This window comes from Streptomyces sp. NPDC007875 (genome assembly GCF_042868035.1).
In the GTDB taxonomy this organism is placed as follows: Bacteria; Actinomycetota; Actinomycetes; order Streptomycetales; family Streptomycetaceae; genus Streptomyces; species Streptomyces antimycoticus.
In genome coordinates this window covers 625,998-647,291 of record NZ_JBIADZ010000002.1, presented here as the reverse complement: position 1 = coordinate 647,291, position 21,294 = coordinate 625,998, and the positions used below count along the sequence as shown (strand labels likewise).

Below are 21,294 nucleotides of genomic sequence, written 5' to 3'. Positions count from 1 at the left end.
CACCCGGCGGAAATGGTTCGCCAGTCGTTTTGCCGAGGTGAGATCCTGGGGTCCGTATGTCCACCACGCCTGCCCCCGCCCTGCCCGCCCTGCTGGAGCGGCTGCCCGAGCTGATGCTGCGCGACCAGCAGCGGCTGGGACGCCGGCTCGACGGTGCGCGCCGGATCCGTAAACCGGAGGCCCGAGCGGCCGTGCTCGGTGAGATCACCGAGGAGATCACGCGTGCCGAGCTGCGGGTCGCGGACCGCCGCGCCGCCGTGCCGGCCATCACCTATCCGCAAGAGCTGCCGGTCAGCCAGAAGAAGGACGCGATCCTCGAGGCCGTCCGGGATCACCAGGTGGTGATCGTCGCAGGTGAGACCGGCTCCGGAAAGACCACCCAGATTCCGAAGATCTGTCTGGAGCTGGGGCGCGGCGTCAAGGGGCTTATTGGCCATACGCAGCCGCGCCGTATCGCCGCCCGCACCGTGGCCGAGCGCATCGCCGAGGAGCTGCGGTCGCCGCTGGGCGAGTCCGTCGGCTGGAAGGTCCGCTTCACCGATCAGGTGGGCCAGGACACCCACGTCAAGCTGATGACCGACGGCATTCTGCTCGCCGAGATCCAGACCGACCGCGAGCTGCGCCAGTACGACACGATCATCATCGACGAGGCCCATGAGCGCAGCCTCAACATCGACTTCCTGCTGGGCTATCTGGCCCAGCTGCTGCCCCGCCGTCCCGACCTCAAGGTCGTGATCACCTCCGCCACCATCGACCCGGAGCGCTTTTCCCGCCATTTCGGCGACGCTCCGATCGTCGAGGTCAGCGGGCGCACGTATCCGGTCGAGGTGCGCTACCGCCCGCTGCTCGAGGAGGGCGGCGAGGACAGCGACCGCGACCAGGTCACCGCGATCTGCGACGCGGTCGACGAGCTCCAGGCCGAGGGGCCCGGCGACATCCTGGTCTTCCTCTCCGGTGAGCGGGAGATCCGCGACACCGCCGACGCGCTGAACAAGAAGAAGCTCCCGGTCACCGAGGTCCTTCCGCTGTACGCCCGGCTGTCGCACGCCGAGCAGCACCGCGTCTTCCAGAGACACACCGGCCGCCGCATCGTGCTGGCGACCAACGTCGCCGAGACCTCGCTGACCGTCCCCGGTATCCGCTATGTGATCGATCCGGGCGCCGCCCGGATCTCCCGCTACAGCCATCGCACCAAGGTCCAGCGGCTGCCCATCGAGCCGATCTCCCAGGCCAGCGCCAATCAGCGCAAGGGCCGCTGCGGCCGGACCAGCGACGGCATCTGCATCCGGCTGTACTCCGAGGACGACTTCCTCACCCGCCCGGAGTTCACCGACGCCGAGATCCTCCGGACCAATCTGGCCTCCGTCATCCTCCAGATGACCGCCGCCGGCCTCGGCGACATCGAGAAGTTCCCCTTCATCGACCCGCCGGACCGCCGCAACGTCAAGGACGGCGTCCAGCTCCTGGAAGAGCTGCACGCCCTGGACAGCAAGCAGAAGGATCCACGCAAGCGGCTCACCCAGGTCGGCCGGAAGCTGGCCCAGCTGCCGGTGGACCCGCGGCTGGCCCGGATGGTGCTGGAGGCGGATCGCAACGGCTGTGTCCGCGAGGTCATGGTGATCGCGGCGGCGCTGTCCATCCAGGACCCGCGCGAGCGCCCCTCGGACAAGCAGCAGCAGGCGGATCAGCAGCACGCCCGGTTCAAGGACGAGTCCAGCGACTTCCTAGCCTTCCTCAATCTGTGGAAGTACATCCGGGAGCGGCAGAAGGAGCTGTCCTCCTCCGCCTTCCGCCGGATGTGCCGCAATGAGTTCCTCAACTACCTGCGCATACGCGAATGGCAGGACATCTACAGCCAGCTGCGCACGGTCGCCAAGACCATGGACATCCATATGTCCGAACAGGACGCGGCGCCCGACCATGTGCACACCTCACTGCTGGCGGGGCTCCTGTCCCATGTGGGCTTGAAGGACACCGACAAGAACGAGTACTTGGGCGCACGCAGCGCCAAGTTCGCGGTCTTCCCCGGCTCGGCGCTGTTCAAGAAGCCGCCGCGCTGGGTGATGTCGGCGGAGCTGGTGGAGACGTCCCGGCTGTGGGCGCGGGTCAACGCGAAGATCGAGCCGGAGTGGATCGAGCCGCTCGCCCAGCACCTGGTCAAACGCACCTACAGCGAACCGCACTGGGAGCAGAAGCAGGCCGCGGTGATGGCGTATGAGCGGGTCACGCTCTACGGGGTGCCGATCGTCGCCCAGCGGAAGGTCAACTACGGCCGGATCGACCCGGAGACCAGCCGCGATCTGTTCATCCGCAACGCCCTGGTGGAGGGCGACTGGCGCACCCACCACCAGTTCTTCCACGACAACCGCAAGCTGCTGGGCGAGGTCGAGGAGCTGGAGCACCGGGCCCGGCGCCGCGACATCCTGGTGGACGACGAGACGCTCTTCGACTTCTACGACCAGCGGATCCCCGAGCATGTGGTCTCCGGCGCGCACTTCGACTCCTGGTGGAAGCACAAACGACGCGAGGAGCCGGAGCTTCTCAACTTCGAGAAGTCGATGCTCATCAACGAGCGGGCGCAGGACATCACCAAGGACGCCTACCCGGACTCCTGGCGCCAGGGGAAGCTCAAGTTCAAGGTGACCTACCAATTCGAGCCGGGGGCGGACGCGGACGGTGTGACCGTCCACATCCCGCTGCAGGTGCTCAATCAGGTCACCGCGGACGGTTTCGACTGGCAGATTCCGGGGCTGCGGGAGGATCTGGTCACCGAGCTGATCCGCTCGCTGCCCAAACCGGTGCGCCGTCACTACGTCCCGGCGCCGAACTATGCCAAGCGCTTCCTGGAAAGCGCTGTCCCCCTCCAGGAGCCGCTGACCGCGGCGCTCGGGCGCGAGCTCCAGCGGATGGTGGGCGTACGGATCGAGCCGGAGGACTGGGATCTGGCGAAGGTCCCCGACCACCTCAAGGTCACCTTCCGGGTGGTGGACGAGCGGCGCCGCAAGCTGGCCGAGGACAAGGACGTGGAGGTGCTGCGGCAGCGGCTGCGGCCGAAGACACGGGCCGCGATCTCCAAGGCGTTCGAGTCTTCCAAGGAGGGCGTGGGGATCGAGCAGCGCGGCGGGCTGACCCGGTGGACGGTCGGGACGTTGCCGCGCACCTTCGAGACGCGCCGCGGCGGCCAGCCGGTCAAGGCGTATCCGGCGCTCGTCGACGAGGGCGCCTCGGTGGCCGTACGGCTCTTCGACACCGAGGCCGAGCAGCGGGAGGCGATGTGGCGGGGGACGCGCCGGCTGATCCTGCTCCAGCTGCCGTCCAGCCCCGCCAAGTTCGTCCAGGGCAAGCTCTCCAACCAGGCCAAGCTGGCGCTCTCCAGCAGCCCGCACGGCGGTGTGCAGGCGCTCTTCGAGGACTGCGTGGCCGCGGCGGCCGACCGGCTGATCGCGGCCCGTGGCGGCCCGGCCTGGGACGAGGAGTCGTTCCGCAAGCTCTTCGACGCGGTGCGCAGCGACATCACGGACGCCACGCTGGACACCGTGCGCAAGGTCCAGGAGGTGCTGGCGGCCTGGCAGTCGTGCGAGCGGCGGCTCAAGGACACCAGGAGCCCGGTGCTGCTGCCGTCCCTCACGGACATCAGGGAGCAGCTCTCGGAGCTCATCGCACCGGGTTTCGTGACCGCGCACGGCGTACGGCGGCTTCCGGACCTCATGCGCTATCTGGTGGCCGTGGACCGGCGGCTGCAGCAGCTTCCGGGCAACGCCGACCGGGACCGCGCCCGGATGGCGAAGGTGCGGGAGATGCGGGACGAGTACGCCTGGCTGCTGGAGCAGTTCCCGCCGGGGCGCCCGGTGCCCCAGGAGGCGCTGGAGATCCGCTGGATGATCGAGGAGTTGCGGGTCAGCTACTTCGCGCACGCCCTCGGCACGGCCTATCCGGTGTCCGACAAGCGCATCGTGAAGGCCATCGACGCGGCGGCGCCGTAAGGGTGCCCCAGGGGCTCCGGCGGGCCGCCGGAGCCCCGCCGGGCGCGAGTTCGACCGCACCCCCTGACCTGCTGTAGAGTCTGCATCGCAGCGCACACCAGCGCGGCGCAGGGCGACGAAGTCGCAGCGTCACTGTTGGTCCTGTGGAGCAGTTTGGAGTGCTCGCCACCCTGTCAAGGTGGAGGCCGCGGGTTCAAATCCCGTCAGGACCGCTTACCCGGAAGGCCCGGATCCGTATATGGATCCGGGCCTTTGGTGTCTTGACGGCGCACCACACCCAGAGGTACCCAAGCTAAAAGGCGCGGGGGTGCGCGGGAGGTGCGGCGTATGACGACGTCCGCGAGGCATGAGACCAGGGCGCTGCTGCGCGCCCATCTGGCGGCCGCCGCAGGCTACCGCCACTTCACCCGGCACTGCCCGATCTGCCATCGCCTGCTGCGGCTGGCGATGGAGCCCTCGGCGGCCGACGAGGCGGGTGACGGGGCTGGCAACGAGGCTGGCAGCGGGGCCAACGACGAGGTCGGCGACGGGGCCGGCCACGAGGCGACGGCCGCCGCTCCACCGCCAACTCGGTAAGCCCTTACCGCAGTTGCCTTTTAGCGCAACCAGTGGACACAGGGCAATGGCTGGACAGTGTGACGGGAGTCACCGAATGAGTTTCCGGAGTGAGGGAACTTACACCCCGCTCACCACGGGTCAATTTAATATGTGCAATTGCACCGTCTGTCCGTGCCTCCCGAACGCTCCCCGAACACCCCCCCGAGAACCTCCGGGAGACACCGCGGGACACCCCCGGGCAAGCCGAACGATCGCCCCTTCAGGGCCACTTGCGACCCCTCTGGAGGCACCCTCCGGAAGGCCGTTCCCGGGCATAAAAAGATCGCGCCGGACCCGGCGGAGTCCAGCGCGATCAACGACGCACCCATGTCGAGCGGTGGCGGGCCTGTTGGGGCAGGCACCCGTCGTGTGGAGCTATACAGGCGAAAACCGGGCTGGGGGGCCCGGAAATGCCCGGTTATGCGGTTGTTCAGGCCTCGCTGCGCTGCTGCGGGATGCCCGCAAGAAGTGCACGGACCTCCGCTTCGCGGTAGCGCCGATGCCCTCCGAGCGTGCGGATGGACGTGAGCTTGCCCGCCTTCGCCCAGCGAGTGACCGTCTTCGGGTCCACGCGGAACATCGTGGCAACCTCAGCCGGGGTCAGCAGCGGCTCGGCATCAGGGGTGCGAGCGGTCATGAGCGGCCTCCTCGGGAGAACCGAACCATCACGGTTCTTTCCTCTAAATTCTGCACCTTGACCCGCGTTGCCCGAAATGGCGGACGCGGGCCGAGTCGGTTATAGGACGAACGGCTTGTCCTCGGCACTACAACTACACCATCTGTCCAGCCCCGTCGGCCAAACCGATGGAATTGCCCTCTCAGGTGTCCAACCTCAACGGAAGCCGATGGACCATGCCATAGCGGACAGTCACACGGCCGTGACGATCAGTCACAACAGGATCAGGGGTAGCCAGATCCATCAAGGAGTGCAATACCGATTAATCCGCCCATAGTTGGGCGGAAGGAGTCCCTCCCGGACTCCTTGTCCTATTTTGACACGAGGATGGGCGATTACCGCAAGGCCCGAAGTCAGTGCTTTAGGTCACGATTGAGGCAATGGCCCGGATCGGGACCTACGTCCCCGTCTGTTCCGGACGACCGTCAACCGGCCGCCCGGCGCCACTCCGGTCGGGCTCAGCTCGCGTTCTGCCGCCCGCGGATCACGCTCCAGCGGTCGGTCAGCCGCTCGTACGCGCTGCCCGCCCGCTCCCCGTCCCCGTCGCGCAGCGCCGCGAGGCCCTCCGCCACATCCGCGGCCGAGTGGTCCTCCTCCAGCTGCCCGGCGGGCAGCGTGTGCACCAGGCCGCCGTAGTCCAGCTCGACCAACGACCGGGGGTGGAATTCCTCCAGCCACCGGCCGACGTCCACCAGCCCGTCGATCAGCGGCCCTTCGCCGAGGGACTCCTTGAGCACCTTAAGGCCACGCGCGACCCGGCGCCTGGCCTGGACCATCGGAGTGCGGTAACGGAGAATGAGGCCGTCGTCACCCTTGGTGAATTCGCGCTCCTCGTCCCCGAAGAGCACGAACCAGCGCACCGGTACATGCCAGGTGGCCGAGCGGATCCACGGCCGGGCGTCCGGATTGCGCTCCAGCCACCGCTCGAAGTCCGCCACCGCCTGCCGGCGCACCACCGGGGGCAGGGCCGCGTCCAGGAGGGGCCCGGGAAGGCGCTCCGGCAGCTCCTCCAGGGCCAGCCAGCCCCTCAGCCGCGTACGCCACGGACAGACGCATGTGACGCCGTCCACGAGCGCCACGAAGGCGTCCGCGCTCTCGTGCACCGGCACCGCCACCGGAGGGACCGGCAGGAGGTCCGCCAGCGAGCGGCGCAGCTCGTCCTGCGCACCCGGCAGGTCGTCGCGCTTGGCATACCGCGCCCAGTGCGATCGCTCCGGCTCCGGAAACGCTGCCAGTGGCTCATAGACCCGGAGATACGCCGCGTACGGGACAATCACCGAAGACGCCAAGGTCACACGCGCTCCCTCAAGGCTGAGACCACCGCCAGGGGCTCCCTTACCCCCACCTGACGGCATCGTCCCATGCTCGGCATCGGACTCGTCGGGGACATGGCCGGTCCCCTGGGGCCCCAGGGCTTACCCTCTTGCCCACGGCCCTCCCCACCAGCCAGGAGGGCGTCTACCCCGACCTATGGGAGTCACCACCGTGACCGACGTACGTCACACCGTCAGTGCCGACGGTCCGACGGAGAGTCGCGTGCCGAACCCTCTCTCACCGCTTGCGACGCTGTTCCGGTCCGATCTCGGCGGGCATGAGCAGGTCCTGCTCTGCCAGGACCGCGAGAGCGGCCTCAAGGCCGTCATCGCCCTCCACTCGACCGCCCTGGGCCCGGCCCTCGGCGGCACCCGCTTCCACGCCTATGCCTCCGAGGAGAACCCCGAAGAAGCGGCGCTCCTCGACGCCCTCAACCTCGCCCGCGGCATGTCCTACAAGAACGCGCTCGCCGGGCTCGACCACGGTGGCGGCAAGGCCGTGATCCTCGGCGATCCCGAGGAGATCAAGACCGAAAAGCTGCTGCTCGCCTACGGCCGCTTCGTGGCCTCTCTGGGCGGCCGCTACGTCACCGCCTGCGATGTGGGCACCTATGTGTCCGACATGGACGTCGTCGCCCGTGAGTGCCCCTGGACCACCGGCCGCTCCCCCGAGAACGGCGGCGCCGGCGACTCCTCGGTGCTGACCGCCTTCGGCGTCTTCCAGGGCATGCGGGCGAGCGCCCAGGCGTCCTGGGGAGCGCCCACGCTGCGCGGCCGCCGGGTCGGCATCGCGGGGGTCGGCAAGGTGGGCCACCACCTGGTCGAGCATCTGCTGGAGGACGGCGCCGAGGTCGTGGTCACGGATGTGCGCGGTGAGTCGGTGGACCGCGTGCTGGCCCGCCACCCCCGGGTGCAGGCGGTCCGGGACACCGAGGCGCTGATCCGCACCGACCTGGACGTCTACGCCCCGTGCGCGCTCGGTGGCGCCCTGGACGACGCCACGGTGCCCGTCCTGACCGCGAAGGTGGTGTGCGGCGCGGCCAACAACCAGCTCGCCCACCCGGGGGTCGAGAAGGACCTGGCCGGCCGCGGGATCCTCTACGCGCCGGACTACGTCGTGAACGCCGGTGGTGTCATCCAGGTGGCGGACGAGCTGCACGGGTTCGACTTCGATCGGGCCAAGGCGAAGGCGACAAAGATCTTCGACACGACTTTGGCCATATTCGATCGGGCACAGACCGACGGAATCCCGCCAGCCGCGGCCGCCGACCGGCTGGCCGAGCACCGGATGGCGGAGGGCCACGACGCCTGAGCCGTGGCCCACAGGCGCCTGAGAGCTTCTGGGCGCAGCCGTGGGCAGGCCGTGCGGGGATCTTGCCGGAGGCCGCCGGATGGGCGATGTGGAGCCCCCCTGGGAGCCATCGGCGAGAGATCCCTCACGGCCTGTCGGCGGGTCGGCCCGCAAGACGCGTTAAAATCGCACCTGACCAGCGAGGAACGGGCTCCTCGCGGGTTCTGCCTCGTGGCACGTCGTGTGGGCGACGTACCGTATGGCCACAGAAGCAGGTACCGTTGAAGCCCTACGGACCGGTCTCTCTTATGAGAGTCCGCTCCGATTTATGAACGTGAACGCGTGTCAAGACTCTGGGGCCGTCGAGCCCCGTCGTTGAGGGGGTCGAGCCATGGGGCGCGGCCGGGCCAAGGCCAAGCAGACGAAGGTCGCCCGCCAGCTGAAGTACAACAGCGGTGGGACGGATCTCTCACGCCTGGCCGAGGAGCTGGGCGCATCGCCAACGAACCAGCCGCCGAATGGCGAGCCGTTCGAGGACGATGAGCTGGACGACGACCCGTACGCACAGTACGCGGATCTGTACAACGACGATGAGGACGAGGACGACGACCAGTCCGATCCGTCCCCGCAGCGTCGCCGCGCCTGAACCACCCGTTCCAGGCGCTCGGCTTTTCGCCGCACATCTCCACCGGTCCGGGGCACCCGCCTCGGACCGGCTTCTGTGCTGTCCGCGCACCCGGCGCGGTCCACTCAGCCTCCATGGTCATCAGCTCGCATGGTCACCGGTCAGCGTCACCGCTTCCGCGTCCCCGGCCGTGCGCTCGGTGATCTCACCGCTGACCCAGGCCTCGACACCGCGGTCGGCGAGCGTGGTGAGCGCCACATCGACGGAGTCGGCCGGGACCACCGCCATCATGCCGACGCCCATGTTGAGGGTCTTCTCCAGCTCCAGCCGCTCGACCGATCCGGTCTGACCGACCAGCTCGAAGATCGCGCCGGGGGTCCAGGTCGAGCGGTCCACGACCGCGCGCAGCCCCTCGGGGATGACCCGCGCGAGGTTGTTGGCGAGCCCGCCGCCGGTGATGTGCGAGAAGGCGTGCACCTCGGTGGTGCGGGTGAGGGCCAGGCAGTCCAGCGAGTAGATCCGGGTGGGCTCCAGCAGCTCCTCCCCCAGCGTCCGGCCGAGCTCCGGAACCTCGCGGTCCAGCGCCCAGCCGGCCCGGTCGAAGAGCACATGGCGGACGAGTGAGTACCCGTTCGAGTGAAGTCCGGACGAAGCCATGGCGATCACCGCATCCCCCGTTCGGATGCGATCGGCGCCCAGCACCCGATCGGCCTCGACCACGCCCGTACCGGCCCCGGCGACATCGAAGTCATCGGCGCCCAGCAGCCCCGGGTGCTCGGCGGTCTCGCCGCCCACCAGTGCGCAGCCGGCGAGGGTGCAGCCCTCGGCGATGCCCTTGACGATGGCGGCGACACGCTCCGGGTAGACCTTGCCGACGCAGATGTAGTCGGTCATGAAGAGCGGCTCGGCACCGCAGACCACCAGGTCGTCCACGACCATGCCGACCAGATCGCGGCCGATGGTGTCGTACACGCCCATCCGCCGGGCGATGTCCACCTTGGTGCCGACCCCGTCGGTGGCGGAGGCGAGCAGCGGACGCTGGTAGCGGGCCAGGGCGGAGGCGTCGAAGAGCCCGGCGAAACCGCCGAGGCCGCCCACGACCTCGGGCCGGCTCGCCTTCTTGACCCACTCCTTCATCAGCTCGACGGCGCGGTCACCCGCCTCGATGTCGACGCCCGCGGCGGCGTAGGTGGACCCGGACTCAGGCATGACGTAGAGATCTTTCGTATCGGGGATGACAGGCGTGCGCTCAGGGACGGCGCAGGGCGTCGGCGCCGCCGACACCAGCGGTCAGCGTCGTCACACCGTCGGCGTCGGCGCTGTTCGGGGCCTGTGTTTCGGACTCCAGGAGGTGCTTGCCCAGCAGCCCCGGATCCGGCAGCTCCATCGGGTACTCACCGTCGAAGCAGGCGCGGCACAGATTCGGCTTGGCGATCGTGGTCGCCTCGATCATGCCGTCGGTGGAGATGTACGACAGCGAATCGGCGCCCAGCGACTTGCCGATCTCCTCGACCGAGAGGCCGTTGGCGATCAGCTCGGCGCGGGTGGCGAAATCTATGCCGAAGAAGCACGGCCACTTGATCGGCGGGGACGAGATCCGGATGTGGACCTCGGCGGCTCCGGCCTCGCGGAGCATCCGCACCAGGGCGCGCTGGGTGTTGCCGCGGACGATCGAATCGTCGACGACCACCAGGCGCTTGCCCCGGATGACCTCCTTGAGCGGGTTCAGCTTGAGCCGGATGCCGAGCTGCCGGATGGTCTGCGAGGGCTGGATGAAGGTCCGGCCCACATAGCTGTTCTTGACCAGCCCCGAGCCGTACGGAATCCCGCTGGCCTCGGCGTAGCCGACGGCGGCGGGGGTGCCGGACTCGGGCGTCGCTATGACCAGGTCGGCGTCGGCCGGGGCCTCCTTGGCCAGCCGGCGGCCCATCTCGACCCGGGAGAGGTACACGTTCCGGCCCGCGATGTCGGTGTCGGGGCGGGCGAGGTACACGTATTCGAAGACGCAGCCCTTGGGGCGGGCCTCGGCGAAGATGGTGGAGCGCAGCCCGTTCTCATCGATGGCGACCATCTCGCCGGGCTCGATCTCACGGATGAAGGACGCGCCCACGATGTCCAGGGCGGCGGTCTCGGACGCCACCACCCAGCCGCGCTCGAGGCGGCCGAGGACCAGCGGGCGGATGCCCTGGGGGTCGCGCGCCGCGTACAGCGTGTGCTCGTCCATGTAGACGAGGCTGAAAGCGCCCTTGACCTTGGGCAGCACGATGGGGGCCGCCTGCTCGACGGTCAGCGGCTTGCCGTCGTCGTCCACCTGGCCCGCGAGCAGGGCGGTGACCAGGTCGGTGTCATTGGTCGCCGCGACCTGGGTGGCCCGGCCGCCGTCCCGGGGCAGGGCCGCGACCAGCTCCGCCAGCTCGGCGGTGTTGACCAGGTTCCCGTTGTGGCCGAGCGCGATCGAGCCGTGGGCGGTGGCCCGGAAGGTCGGCTGCGCGTTCTCCCACACCGAGGCTCCGGTGGTGGAGTAGCGGGCGTGACCGACCGCGATATGGCCCGTGAGGGAGCCGAGGGAGGTCTCGTCGAAGACCTGGGAAACCAGGCCCATGTCCTTGAAGACGAGGATCTGGGAGCCGTTGCTCACCGCGATGCCCGCGGACTCCTGTCCACGGTGCTGCAGTGCGTACAGCCCGAAATAGGTGAGTTTGGCGACCTCTTCACCCGGTGCCCAGACTCCGAAGACGCCGCAAGCGTCCTGGGGGCCCTTCTCACCGGGGAGCAGGTCGTGGCTGAGTCGTCCGTCACCACGTGGCACGTCATCGAGTCTAGGCCAGTTCAGCGGTGCCTCCGAACGAGGGACCCGTCAGGGGGGCGTAAGTCACATTCCCCGCACCGCTCCGGGCCCCCGGAACCCGTGCCCGACCTGCGATGGCCAGGGGCGGAAATCCGTGGCCGAGGCAAGGATCACATCTCGCGACCCCGAAAAGGATCACATCGCGGCCGCTCAGCCGAGCACCGGGAGGTGGGCGGAGAGGTCGGCGCGGTCGCCGCTCGCGGTCAGCGGCGCCGACTCCAGGGCATCGGCCCAGGTCAGGCGGCCCGTGGCAAGGCGGATCCAGGTCAGCGGATCGGTCTCGACGACATTCGGCGGGGTGCCGCGGGTGTGCCGGGGGCCCTCGACGCACTGGACCACGGCGAACGGCGGGATCCGGAGCTCGACCGAGCCGCCGGGCGCCTTCGCCGCGAGGGCGTCGGCGAGCACCCGGACCGCGGTGGCCAGCGCCTGGCGGTCGTGGCGCACGGGGACTCCGGTGGCGGCCGTCAGATCGTCGGCGTGGACCACGAGCTCCACACAGCGGGTGACCAGGTAGTCCTCCAGCCGCATCGCGCCGACGCGAGTGGCCAGCAGCCGGTCACCGGGCGCGACGGAGGCCGTCTCCGCGAACCGCGCCTCGGCGCGCTCCAGCAGCTCGCCCAGGTCCTCGCCCGCGGCCAGGGCACGGGTGTCGTCACCGATTGGCCCCGAGTGCGCGGCGAGCGCCCCGGCCCAGCCCGTGACGGTGACCTCGCGCGCGGGCGGCGCGGGCCGCTCCAGGAGCCGGACGACGGAGGTCACGGCCATCGCCAGATGCGCGACCAGCTCCCGGACCGTCCAGCCGCCGAGCCGGGTGGGGGCGTCCAGGCCCGTCGCGTCCAGCTCCTCGGCCGCCTTCCGCACCAGCCTCAGCTGCGCGATCACGGCGGTGCGGGTCTTGGCGGGGTCATAGCTGCGGGCACGGGCACGGGGCGGCATGGCGGAGAGCTTACGACCTCGTGGGAAAGAGTGAGCGGCGTCGCGACGCCTGGCACGCACGCTCGCGGCGTTGCCGAAATGTCCTAGTAGCTCGGCTACGAGGCCATCCCGGCGCCTTGCGATCGCACGCACCAGACGCCGCTCCTTGATCCGCTCCCTATTTCCCCCGAGGTCGTCAGAGGATCCCCCTGACAGCGGCAGGATGGAAGGAGGAAGGGTTTTCCATCGGCATGGAAGGTGTGAGATGCCATGGGCGAACACCCCGATCGCGCCTTGGTGCGCCGCGCCTGCACGGCCTTCTCCCAGGGCGATCTGGACACCGTATCGACGCTGATGACGGCGGACGCCGTCCATCATCTGCCGGGTGACAGCCCGATGTCGGGCCACCACAAGGGCCGGGACGCCTGCATGGACCTGTACCGCTCGATGTACGAGGAGACCGGCGGCACGCTGCGGGTCGACCTGGAGACGGTGCTGTGCGACGGGCGCGGACACACGATGTCCGTCCACCACCTGCGCGCCGAGCGCGGCAACCGCGGCCTGGACATGAGGACCGGAAATTTCTTCACCGTCGTCGGCGGGAAGATCACCGACATCGACGAATGCGTCGAGGACATCGACGCCTGGGACGCGTTCTGGGGCCCATGAACCCTGGCGCGCGAGGCCCGAACGGACCGTACGGCCCGCTCCCTGCCGTCAGGGAGCGGGCCGCACGTCGCAAGGACGCGGGTCCTCAGGCCAGCAGGCCCGGGATCGTCGCCTCGTACGGCTCCCTCAGCTCGGCCAGCGGGATGGAGAACTGCCCCTGGACGTCGATCGAGTCGCCGTCGATCACACCGATACGGGCCGCCGGAAGCCCCCGCGCCCCGCACATGTCCTTGAAGCGGACCTCCTCGCTGCGCGGTACGGCGACGACCGCCCGGCCCGCGGACTCGGAGAACAGCAGGACGAACGGGTCCAGACCGTCGGGGACGACGATCCGGGCGCCCTTGCCGCCGCGCAGACACGACTCGGTGAGCGCCTGGATCAGACCGCCGTCGGACAGGTCGTGGGCGGCGTCCACCATGCCGTCGCGCGAGGCCGAGATCAGGATCTCGGCGAGCAGCCGCTCCCGCTCCAGGTCCACCTTCGGCGGCAGCCCGCCCAGGTGGTCGTGGATCACCTGGGACCAGGCCGAGCCGCCCAGCTCCGCCGTGGTGTCCCCCAGCAGATAGAGCAGCTGGCCCTCCTCCGAGAAGGCGATCGGGGTGCGGCGGGCCACATCGTCGATCACGCCGAGGACGGCGACGACCGGCGTCGGGTGAATGGCCACCTCGCCGGTCTGGTTGTACAGCGACACGTTGCCGCCGGTGACCGGGGTGCCCAGGGTCAGGCAGCCGTCGGCGAGGCCGCGGGTGGCCTCCGCGAACTGCCACATGACCGCGGGGTCCTCCGGCGAGCCGAAGTTGAGGCAGTTGGAGATGGCGAGCGGCGTGGCGCCGGACGCGGCCACATTGCGGTACGACTCGGCGAGCGCGAGCTGCGCCCCCGCGTACGGGTCCAGCTTGGCGTAGCGGCCGTTGCCGTCCGTGGCGACGGCCACGCCCAGGCCCGTCTCCTCGTCCACGCGGACCATGCCGGAGTCCTCGGGCTGGGCGAGGACCGTGTTGCCCTGGACGAAGCGGTCGTACTGATCGGTGATCCAGGACTTGGACGCCTGGTTCGGGGAGGCGACCACCTTGAGGACCTGCTCGCGCAGCTCTTCGGCGGTGGCCGGGCGCGGCAGCTTGTCCGCGTCGTCGGCCTGGAGCGCGTCCTGCCACTCGGGGCGGGCGTAGGGGCGCTCGTAGACCGGGCCCTCGTGGGCGACGGTGCGCGGCGGGACGTCGACGATCTGCTCGCCGTGCCAGTAGATCTCCAGCCGCTCGCCATCGGTGACCTCACCGATGACGGTGGCGATGACGTCCCACTTCTCGCAGATCTCCAGGAAGCGGTCGACCTTCTCGGGCTTCACGATCGCGCACATGCGCTCCTGCGACTCGCTCATCAGGATCTCCTCGGGGGAGAGCGAGGAGTCGCGCAGCGGCACGGTGTCCAGCTCGACCCGCATACCGCCGGAGCCGGCGCTGGCGAGCTCGCTGGTGGCGCAGGACAGGCCCGCGCCGCCGAGGTCCTGAATGCCCTCGACCAGGTCCTCCTGGAAGACCTCCAGGGTGCACTCGATGAGCAGCTTCTCCTGGAACGGGTCGCCGACCTGGACGGCGGGGCGCTTGGCGGGCTTCGAGTCGTCGAAGGTCTCGGATGCCAGCACCGAGACGCCGCCGATGCCGTCGCCGCCGGTACGGGCGCCGTAGAGGATCACCTTGTTGCCGGCGCCGGACGCCTTGGCGAGGTGGATGTCCTCATGCTTCATCACACCCACGCAGAGCGCGTTGACCAGCGGGTTGCCCTGGTAGCAGGGGTCGAAGACGACCTCGCCGCCGATGTTGGGCAGGCCCAGGCAGTTGCCGTAGCCGCCGATGCCCGCGACCACACCGGGCAGCACCCGCTTGGTGTCGGGGTGATCGGCGGCGCCGAAGCGCAGCGGGTCCATCACGGCCACCGGGCGGGCGCCCATGGCGAGGATGTCGCGGACGATGCCGCCGACGCCGGTGGCCGCGCCCTGGTAGGGCTCGATGTACGAGGGGTGGTTGTGCGACTCGACCTTGAAGGTGACCGCGTAGCCCTGGCCGACGTCGACCACACCCGCGTTCTCACCGATGCCGACGAGCAGGGCGTCGCTCTCGGGGGCCTTCTCACCGAACTGCCGCAGATGGACCTTGCTCGACTTGTACGAGCAGTGCTCGGACCACATGACGGAGTACATCGCGAGCTCGGCGCCGGTGGGACGGCGGCCCAGGATGGCGCGGATGCGCTCGTACTCGTCCTGCTTGAGACCGAGCTCGGCCCACGGCTGCCCGTCGTCCGGGGTCTGCGCCGCGTGCTTGGTGGTGTCCAGGGTCATGCGCTGACCAGCCTCTTGAGGATCGAGGTGAAGAATCCGAGACCGTCGGTGCGACCGGTGCCGATCAGCGGTTCGACGGCGTGCTCGGGGTGGGGCATGAGGCCGACGACATTGCCCGCCGCATTGGAGATTCCGGCGATGTCGCGGAGCGAGCCGTTGGGGTTGAGCTCCTCATAGCGGAAGACGACGCGTCCCTCGGCCTCGAGTTCATCGAGGACGCGCTCATCGGCGACATAGCGTCCGTCGATGTTCTTCAGCGGGATGTTGATCTCCTGACCCTGCTCGTATGAGCGCGTCCAGGCGGTCTCCGCGTTTTCCACTCGCAACTTCTGATCGCGGCAGATGAAGTGCAGATGGTTGTTCCGCAGCATCGCACCGGGGAGGAGATGGGTCTCGGTGAGAACCTGGAAGCCATTGCAGATGCCAAGCACCGGCATACCGGCCTTCGCCTGGTCGATCACCGACTCCATTACCGGAGAGAACCGGGAGATCGCTCCGGCCCGCAGATAGTCGCCATAGGAGAAGCCGCCCGGCAGGATCACCGCGTCGACCTGCTTGAGGTCCTTGTCGCGGTGCCACAGCGGTACGGCTTCCAGGCCGGCGGTGCGCACCGCGCGCTGGGTGTCGCGGTCGTCGAGCGTGCCGGGGAAAGTGATGACTCCGATGCGTGCGGTCACGATTCGGCCTTCACGGCGGTGGTGTCGGCACCTTCGCCGACCTCGACCTTCACGGAAAAGTCCTCGATCACGGTGTTCGCCAGGAAGGTCTCGGCGATCTCATGGATACGGGCGAGGGCGGCATCGTCGACCGGGCCCTCCACCTCGAGTTCAAAGCGCTTGCCCTGACGGACATCGGCGATCCCCTCGAAACCGAGGCGGGGCAGTGCTCGCTGCACCGCCTGGCCCTGGGGGTCGAGGATCTCCGGCTTGAGCATGACGTCGACTACGACGCGTGCCACTGGCACTCCCGGTGGTGTGGTGCTGGTGCGTAAGGCGGTGGCCCAAGCCTACCCCGGCGAAAATTCTACGCGAGTAGATATGCAAGGGTTCGGTCACGTTTAAGCATCGTCGGTGGCAACTGACGGGGAAAGGTCGGGGAAAAACGTATGGTCCCGATCGCGGCGTGACACGCGGATGGAATTACCGGGGTTCACAATGCAATGCCAGTCGCTGTACAAATGAAAAAGCATTGTTGGACACAACTGGACAGCTGACATCTTTGCACGTCAAAGCATCGATGCAGCCCGAAAGGACCGATATCCGTGGCGCAGCGCGTAGTAGTCACGCTCTCCGACGACCTCGAGGGCGGCCAAGCGGAAGAGACGGTCACGTTCGGACTCGACGGCAAGTTGTACGAGATCGACCTCAACTCTGCCAATGCGTCGAAACTGCGCGACGCGCTCGCGCCGTACGTGGAGGCCGGCCGCAAGCGGGCCCGCTCGGGCAAGACGTACCGCCGCACCGATGTCGCCCCGGACCCGGCCGCGGTGCGCGCCTGGGCCAGGTCGCACGGCATGGAGGTGCCTCCGCGCGGCCGGATCCCCAAGAAGGTCTACGAAGCCTTCAACGAGTCGGCCTGAGTGACCCGTTCAGCCGAGTTGCACACCACCCCGGGTGATCCGCTAAAGTCTGGAGCACGCCGAGGGGCGAGGCCGAAAGGCCAAAACCCCGAGGAAGACACCATGCGGGTGTAGCTCAGTAGTAGAGCGCCCCCTTTCCAAGGGGGAGGCGCAGTGTGCGATCCCTGTCACCCGCTCTCATCGTCTACCGCCCTCTTGCGAAGAGGATCAGGTAGAGTGATGCACGCGCCGATCGGTGAAAGCTGGTCGGAGGCATGCGGACGTGGCTCAGTTGGTAGAGCATCACCTTGCCAAGGTGAGGGTCGCGAGTTCGAATCTCGTCGTCCGCTCCAGATCTGAGGCGCCGGTCGAATCGACCGGCGCCTCAGGCGTTTTCAGCCCCGGAATCCCTGGCGGGGGCCGGGGCGGGAGCGAACCGCGGTGCCGCTGAGGGAAAGTGACGGCGTGCCGGGTCGGTGTGGACCCGCTAGGCGAAGGGCGCACCGGAAGAGGCCCTGGCGGGCGGAGCGCGCCGGAAGAAGCCCCCTGTGCCGGGGGCGCGCTGGCTGAGGTCCCGCTGGGAGGGGCGTGTGAACGACACCGCGGCGATCCGGGTGCTGCTGGCCGACGACGAGCATCTGATCCGGGGCGCCCTGGCCGCCCTGCTGGCGCTCGAGGACGATCTGCTGGTGGTCGCGGAGGCGGCGTCCGGGCCCGAGGCGCTGGCGATGGCGCGGGCGCACCGGCCCGATGTGGCGGTGCTGGACCTCCAGATGCCGGAGGCGGACGGGGTCTCGTTGGCCGCGGCACTCCGGTCGGAGCTGCCCGACTGCCGGACGATGATCGTGACCAGCCACGGCCGGCCGGGTCACCTCAAACGGGCCCTGGAGGCGGGCGTGCGCGCCTTCGTACCGAAGACCACCTCCGCACAGCGGCTGGCGGAGATCATCCGCACGGTGCACGGCGGGTCCCGCTATGTCGACCCCGGTCTGGCCGCGGACGCGATCAGCGCCGGGGACTCCCCGCTGACCGCGCGGGAGGCGGAGCTGCTGGAGCTGGCGGCGGACGGCGCGTCCATCGCGGAGATCGCCCAGCGCGCCGCGCTCTCCCAGGGAACGGTCCGGAACTATCTGTCGGCCGCGGCGGCGAAGCTGGGGGCGGAGAACCGGCACGCGGCGGCGCGGATCGCCCAGGAGCACGGCTGGCTCTGAGCGGCTCCTGAGCGCTCCGGGCCATGCGCGCTGCCGCCCGGAGCGTTCCGCGCTGCCGCCCGGAGCGGCCTCGACACCCGGGTGGTAGTTCACCGGTCGAGGGTTTGGTTATAGTAGAGGCGCGTCGAACCGGAAAAGTCCGGCGCAGGCGGACGTAGCTCAGTTGGTAGAGCGCAACCTTGCCAAGGTTGAGGTCGCGAGTTCGAGCCTCGTCGTCCGCTCCGTGAATCGAGGGTCCCGGCCGATCGGCCGGGACCCTCGGTCGTTCTGCGGTCTACTTCCAGCCGGTGCCGGTCAGCAGCTCGTAAGCCTCCGCGTACTTCGCCCGCGTCCGCTCGACAACCTCCGCCGGGAGCGGGGGCGGCGGCTGCTCACTGGCGCGGTCCCAGCCGGAGGCCGGGGAGGTCAGCCAGTCGCGGACGTACTGCTTGTCGAAGGACGGCTGCGGGCGGCCGGGCTGCCACTGGTCGGCGGGCCAGAAGCGGGAGGAGTCCGGGGTCAGCACCTCGTCGGCGAGCACCGGCTCGGCGCCCTCCGCGCCCAAGGTCGCCTCCGCGTAGCCGAACTCGAACTTGGTGTCGGCGAGGATGATCCCGCGGGCTCGGGCGATCTCCCGGGCCCGGTTGAAGATGGCGAGGGTGGCCTGGCGCAGCTGGGCGGCGGGCTCGGCGCCGATGCGGTGGGCCACCTCCTCGTACGCCACGTTCTCGTCGTGCTCGCCGACCTCGGCCTTGGTGGCCGGGGTGAAGATCGGGGAGGGCAGCTCGGAGCCGTCGGTCAGCCCCTCGGGGAGGGCGATCCCGCACACCGTACGGGTCTCGCGGTACTCGGCCAGGCCGGAGCCGGTCAGATGGCCGCGCGCCACGCATTCGACCGGGACCATCCGCAGCGACCGGCACACCAGGGTGCGGCCCTCCCAGTCGGCGGGGGCGCCGGGGGGCAGCTCGCTGGACAGGACGTGGTTGGGCACGAGGTCGGCGAGCAGATCGAACCACCAGAGGGAGAGCTGGGTGAGGATCTTGCCCTTCTCGGGGATCTCGGTCGGCAGGACCCAGTCATAGGCGGAGATCCGGTCACTGGCGACCATGACGAGCTCACCGCGCTCGTTCCGGTAGAGGTCGCGCACCTTGCCGGTGTGCAGGTGCTGAAGGCCCGGAACCTCGACCGGTTCGGGCTTCTCGACGAATCCGGACACGCTTCCTCCTGGTGTTTTTGTCCAAGCCTCTTCGATTCTGCCGCACGAAGCGGCGGCGACCGGCGGCGGGGCGCGGACCGCGGGGCCCGGCGCTTCGGGTTCCGCTTCCGGCCGGTTGGAACACTTCGCAGGAGGAACTCGTGCGGCGGGACGCGCGACGGAGGGCTTCGCATGTGCCTGGAGGGACCCTGAGAGGGACCCTGATGGGAGGTGTGGCATGGCCGACGCGGCGATCGTGGGCAGCGGCCCCAATGGGCTCGCGGCCGCCGTCACCCTGGCCCGCGCCGGGCTGCGGGTGGAGGTGTACGAGGCCGCCGACACCATCGGCGGCGGGCTGCGCAGCCAGCCGCTCTTCGACACGGATATCGCCCATGACATCTGCTCGGCGGTCCACCCCATGGCGCCCGTCTCCCGCTTCTTCCGCGCGTTCGACCTGGCCGCGCGCGGGGTGGAGCTGCTGACGCCCGAGGTCTCCTACGCCCAGCCGCTGGACGGCGGCCGCGCCGCGCTCGCCCACCGCGATCTGGCGGCCACCTGCGCCGGGCTCGGCCCGGACGGGGAGCGCTGGCGGCGGCTGATGGCGCCGCTGCTGCGGCACAGCGAGGGCGTGGTCGACTTCGTCCTCTCCGGACAGCGCGCGCTCCCCCGCGATCCGGTGGCACCGCTGCTGCTGGCCTCGCGGATCCTCGTCCACGGCACCCGGCTCGGCGCCGCCCGCTTCACCGGTGAGGCGGCGCCCGCCCTGCTCACCGGGGTCGCCGCCCATGCCGTGGGCGAACTGCCCAGCCTGGCCGGGGGCGCGGTGGCCGCCCTCCTCGGACATCTGGCACACGGCCCCGGCTGGCCGCTGCCGCGCGGCGGAAGCGCCCGGATCGCCGAGGCCATGGCGGACGACATCATCGCGCACGGCGGCACCTTCCACACCGGGCGCGCGATCGGCGACCTCGGCGACCTGGACGGCGGCGCTCGTGCGGTGCTGCTCGACACCGGTGTGCCGGGACTGCTGGACATCGCCGGGCACCGGCTGCCCGACCGCTACGTCCGGGCGCTGCGGCGGTTCCGCTACGGCCCGGCCGCCGCCAAGGCCGACTTCCTGGTCAGCGAGCCGATCCCCTGGGCCGACCCCGCCGTAGGCCGCGCCGGGACCGTGCACCTGGGCGGCGGCCACGCCGAGCTGGCCCGGGAGGAGACCCTGACGGCGCGCGGAATCCGCAGCCGGGAGCCGTTCGTCCTGCTCGTCGACCCGGCCGTCACCGACCCCGGGCGCGCCCGGCCCGGCAGGCGCCCGGTGTGGGCCTACGCCCATGTGCCCAACGGCGACGACACCGACCCGGTGGAGCTGATCCGCTCCCGGATCGAGACCTACGCCCCCGGCTTCGGCGACACCGTGCTCGCGGCGCGCGGCCTGTCCGGGCGGGCCCTGGAGGCGTACGACCCCAACGATGTGGGCGGGGACATCGGCTCGGGCGCGATGACGCTATGGCAGAGCCTCGCCCGGCCGGTGCCCCGCCTCGATCCGTACCGCACCCCGCTTCCCGGGCTCTTTCTGTGCTCGTCGGCGACTCCGCCGGGGCCGGGTGTGCACGGCATGTGCGGGTATCTGGCGGCCCTGTCGGCGCTGAGGCATCGTTTCGGCGTGCGGACGGCGCTGTCCCTGGCCCCGGTGGCATAGGGGGTGTCCGGCGGGTCGATGCCTACGGCGGGCTGCTCCCCTCCCCGCCCCTTCCCACAACTGGGGCTGCGCCCCAGACCCCGGCCGGGCGACTCGGATGTGTGTGCGGGTGTCCGCCCGGTCATCCGCTGTGCCGGTGTGCCGACCGCGATCAGCCCGCCGGTGTAGGTGCTCACGCCCTCGCCGCCGGTCCCGCGGAGACCCTGGCTCCCTGCTCACCGGCCAGCCTTTCGACCACCGCGTCGCAGGGGGACGCGGTCGGTGCTCAGGCCGGTGAGCTGATCGCGGCGACGGCCGACTCGCCGCCCCCGGGGTCCAGGGGCGGAGCCCCTGCCACGCGGCGGAGCCGCATGGTCCGCCGGACACCGCCTCACCCCCGCTTGCAGATCCGATCCAGCAGATT

Annotated in this window: 17 protein-coding genes and 4 tRNA genes; 12 read left to right on the top strand and 9 right to left on the bottom strand. The window is 69.9% G+C overall.

The genetic code is table 11. From position 1 onward, the window contains the following. The first annotated feature begins 56 nt into the window (after positions 1-56). From hrpA to ACFYOY_RS06665, 3 genes are all read left to right on the top strand, one after another. Positions 57-3,983, top strand: coding sequence for an ATP-dependent RNA helicase HrpA (gene hrpA, locus ACFYOY_RS06675; RefSeq protein ID WP_351883187.1), 3,927 nt, complete (start codon positions 57-59; stop codon positions 3,981-3,983). A gap of 137 nt (positions 3,984-4,120) precedes the next feature. Next, positions 4,121-4,195, top strand: a tRNA-Asp gene (locus ACFYOY_RS06670). 115 nt (positions 4,196-4,310) lie between these two features. Next, positions 4,311-4,559 carry a DUF6274 family protein gene (locus ACFYOY_RS06665; protein ID WP_388585223.1) on the top strand — a complete coding sequence of 83 codons (249 nt, stop codon included), beginning with the start codon at positions 4,311-4,313 and terminating at the stop codon, positions 4,557-4,559. 451 nt (positions 4,560-5,010) lie between these two features. On the opposite strand, the gene bldC is transcribed toward ACFYOY_RS06665, so the two are convergent. Together bldC and ACFYOY_RS06655 are read right to left on the bottom strand one after the other, a co-directional pair. Further along, positions 5,011-5,217: a developmental transcriptional regulator BldC gene (gene bldC, locus ACFYOY_RS06660; protein ID WP_003949541.1), complete on the bottom strand. Its 207-nt coding sequence runs from the start codon at positions 5,215-5,217 to the stop codon at positions 5,011-5,013. 497 nt (positions 5,218-5,714) lie between these two features. After that, positions 5,715-6,551: a hypothetical protein gene (locus ACFYOY_RS06655; protein WP_059146546.1), complete on the bottom strand. Its 837-nt coding sequence runs from the start codon at positions 6,549-6,551 to the stop codon at positions 5,715-5,717. Between the two features lie 175 nt (positions 6,552-6,726). Here ACFYOY_RS06655 and ACFYOY_RS06650 point away from each other — a divergent pair, with 175 nt between their 5' ends. Both ACFYOY_RS06650 and ACFYOY_RS06645 read left to right on the top strand, forming a co-directional pair. Next, positions 6,727-7,881: a Leu/Phe/Val dehydrogenase gene (locus tag ACFYOY_RS06650; protein WP_388585220.1), complete on the top strand. Its 1,155-nt coding sequence runs from the start codon at positions 6,727-6,729 to the stop codon at positions 7,879-7,881. A 370-nt stretch (positions 7,882-8,251) separates the two neighbouring features. Beyond that, a complete protein-coding gene (locus ACFYOY_RS06645) occupies positions 8,252-8,506 on the top strand; it encodes a DUF3073 domain-containing protein (protein WP_078642646.1) in 255 nt (84 codons plus the stop codon). A 120-nt stretch (positions 8,507-8,626) separates the two neighbouring features. Here ACFYOY_RS06645 and purM read toward each other — a convergent pair whose 3' ends face one another. The 3 genes from purM to ACFYOY_RS06630 form a co-directional block, all read right to left on the bottom strand. Further along, positions 8,627-9,694, bottom strand: a complete 1,068-nt coding sequence (gene purM, locus ACFYOY_RS06640; protein WP_351883194.1) for a phosphoribosylformylglycinamidine cyclo-ligase — start codon at positions 9,692-9,694, stop codon at positions 8,627-8,629. Between the two features lie 40 nt (positions 9,695-9,734). After that, positions 9,735-11,294, bottom strand: coding sequence for an amidophosphoribosyltransferase (gene purF, locus ACFYOY_RS06635; protein WP_351883196.1), 1,560 nt, complete (start codon positions 11,292-11,294; stop codon positions 9,735-9,737). 189 nt (positions 11,295-11,483) lie between these two features. Further along, entirely contained in the window at positions 11,484-12,272 is a 789-nt protein-coding gene (locus tag ACFYOY_RS06630; RefSeq protein ID WP_351883198.1) for a sterol carrier family protein, read from the bottom strand. A gap of 249 nt (positions 12,273-12,521) precedes the next feature. Here ACFYOY_RS06630 and ACFYOY_RS06625 point away from each other — a divergent pair, with 249 nt between their 5' ends. Then, positions 12,522-12,920, top strand: coding sequence for a nuclear transport factor 2 family protein (locus ACFYOY_RS06625; protein ID WP_351883200.1), 399 nt, complete (start codon positions 12,522-12,524; stop codon positions 12,918-12,920). 85 nt (positions 12,921-13,005) lie between these two features. On the opposite strand, the gene purL is transcribed toward ACFYOY_RS06625, so the two are convergent. The 3 genes from purL to purS are packed head-to-tail and all read right to left on the bottom strand — an operon-like array spanning position 13,006 to position 16,213. Then, positions 13,006-15,255 carry a phosphoribosylformylglycinamidine synthase subunit PurL gene (gene purL, locus ACFYOY_RS06620; protein WP_351883202.1) on the bottom strand — a complete coding sequence of 750 codons (2,250 nt, stop codon included), beginning with the start codon at positions 15,253-15,255 and terminating at the stop codon, positions 13,006-13,008. Continuing rightward, the gene (gene purQ, locus ACFYOY_RS06615) at positions 15,252-15,932 is read right to left on the bottom strand and encodes a phosphoribosylformylglycinamidine synthase subunit PurQ (RefSeq protein ID WP_093463487.1); all 681 of its coding nucleotides are present in this window, start codon (positions 15,930-15,932) and stop codon (positions 15,252-15,254) included. Before purQ ends, purL begins: the two co-directional genes overlap by 4 nt. Continuing rightward, positions 15,929-16,213: a phosphoribosylformylglycinamidine synthase subunit PurS gene (gene purS, locus ACFYOY_RS06610; protein ID WP_211124447.1), complete on the bottom strand. Its 285-nt coding sequence runs from the start codon at positions 16,211-16,213 to the stop codon at positions 15,929-15,931. The genes purQ and purS overlap by 4 nt, the downstream gene beginning before the upstream one ends. Positions 16,214-16,516: 303 nt before the next feature. Here purS and ACFYOY_RS06605 point away from each other — a divergent pair, with 303 nt between their 5' ends. The 5 genes from ACFYOY_RS06605 to ACFYOY_RS06585 all read left to right on the top strand — a co-directional run bounded on the left by ACFYOY_RS06605 (position 16,517) and on the right by ACFYOY_RS06585 (position 18,245). Beyond that, the gene (locus ACFYOY_RS06605) at positions 16,517-16,834 is read left to right on the top strand and encodes an Lsr2 family protein (RefSeq protein ID WP_059146536.1); all 318 of its coding nucleotides are present in this window, start codon (positions 16,517-16,519) and stop codon (positions 16,832-16,834) included. A 104-nt stretch (positions 16,835-16,938) separates the two neighbouring features. Further along, a tRNA-Gly gene (locus ACFYOY_RS06600) sits at positions 16,939-17,010 on the top strand. Positions 17,011-17,090: 80 nt separating this feature from the next. Beyond that, positions 17,091-17,166 (top strand) — tRNA-Gly (locus ACFYOY_RS06595). Positions 17,167-17,403: 237 nt separating this feature from the next. Then, complete coding sequence (locus ACFYOY_RS06590; protein WP_388585212.1) at positions 17,404-18,024, top strand: response regulator; 621 nt, start codon at positions 17,404-17,406, stop codon at positions 18,022-18,024. A 148-nt stretch (positions 18,025-18,172) separates the two neighbouring features. Further along, positions 18,173-18,245 (top strand) — tRNA-Gly (locus ACFYOY_RS06585). Positions 18,246-18,298: 53 nt separating this feature from the next. Here ACFYOY_RS06585 and ACFYOY_RS06580 read toward each other — a convergent pair. Continuing rightward, positions 18,299-19,219: a phosphoribosylaminoimidazolesuccinocarboxamide synthase gene (locus ACFYOY_RS06580; RefSeq protein WP_161560552.1), complete on the bottom strand. Its 921-nt coding sequence runs from the start codon at positions 19,217-19,219 to the stop codon at positions 18,299-18,301. Positions 19,220-19,436: 217 nt separating this feature from the next. On the opposite strand from ACFYOY_RS06580, the gene ACFYOY_RS06575 reads away from it, so the two are divergent. Continuing rightward, positions 19,437-20,891, top strand: a complete 1,455-nt coding sequence (locus tag ACFYOY_RS06575) for a phytoene desaturase family protein (protein WP_388585209.1) — start codon at positions 19,437-19,439, stop codon at positions 20,889-20,891. The last annotated feature ends 403 nt before the right edge of the window (positions 20,892-21,294 follow it).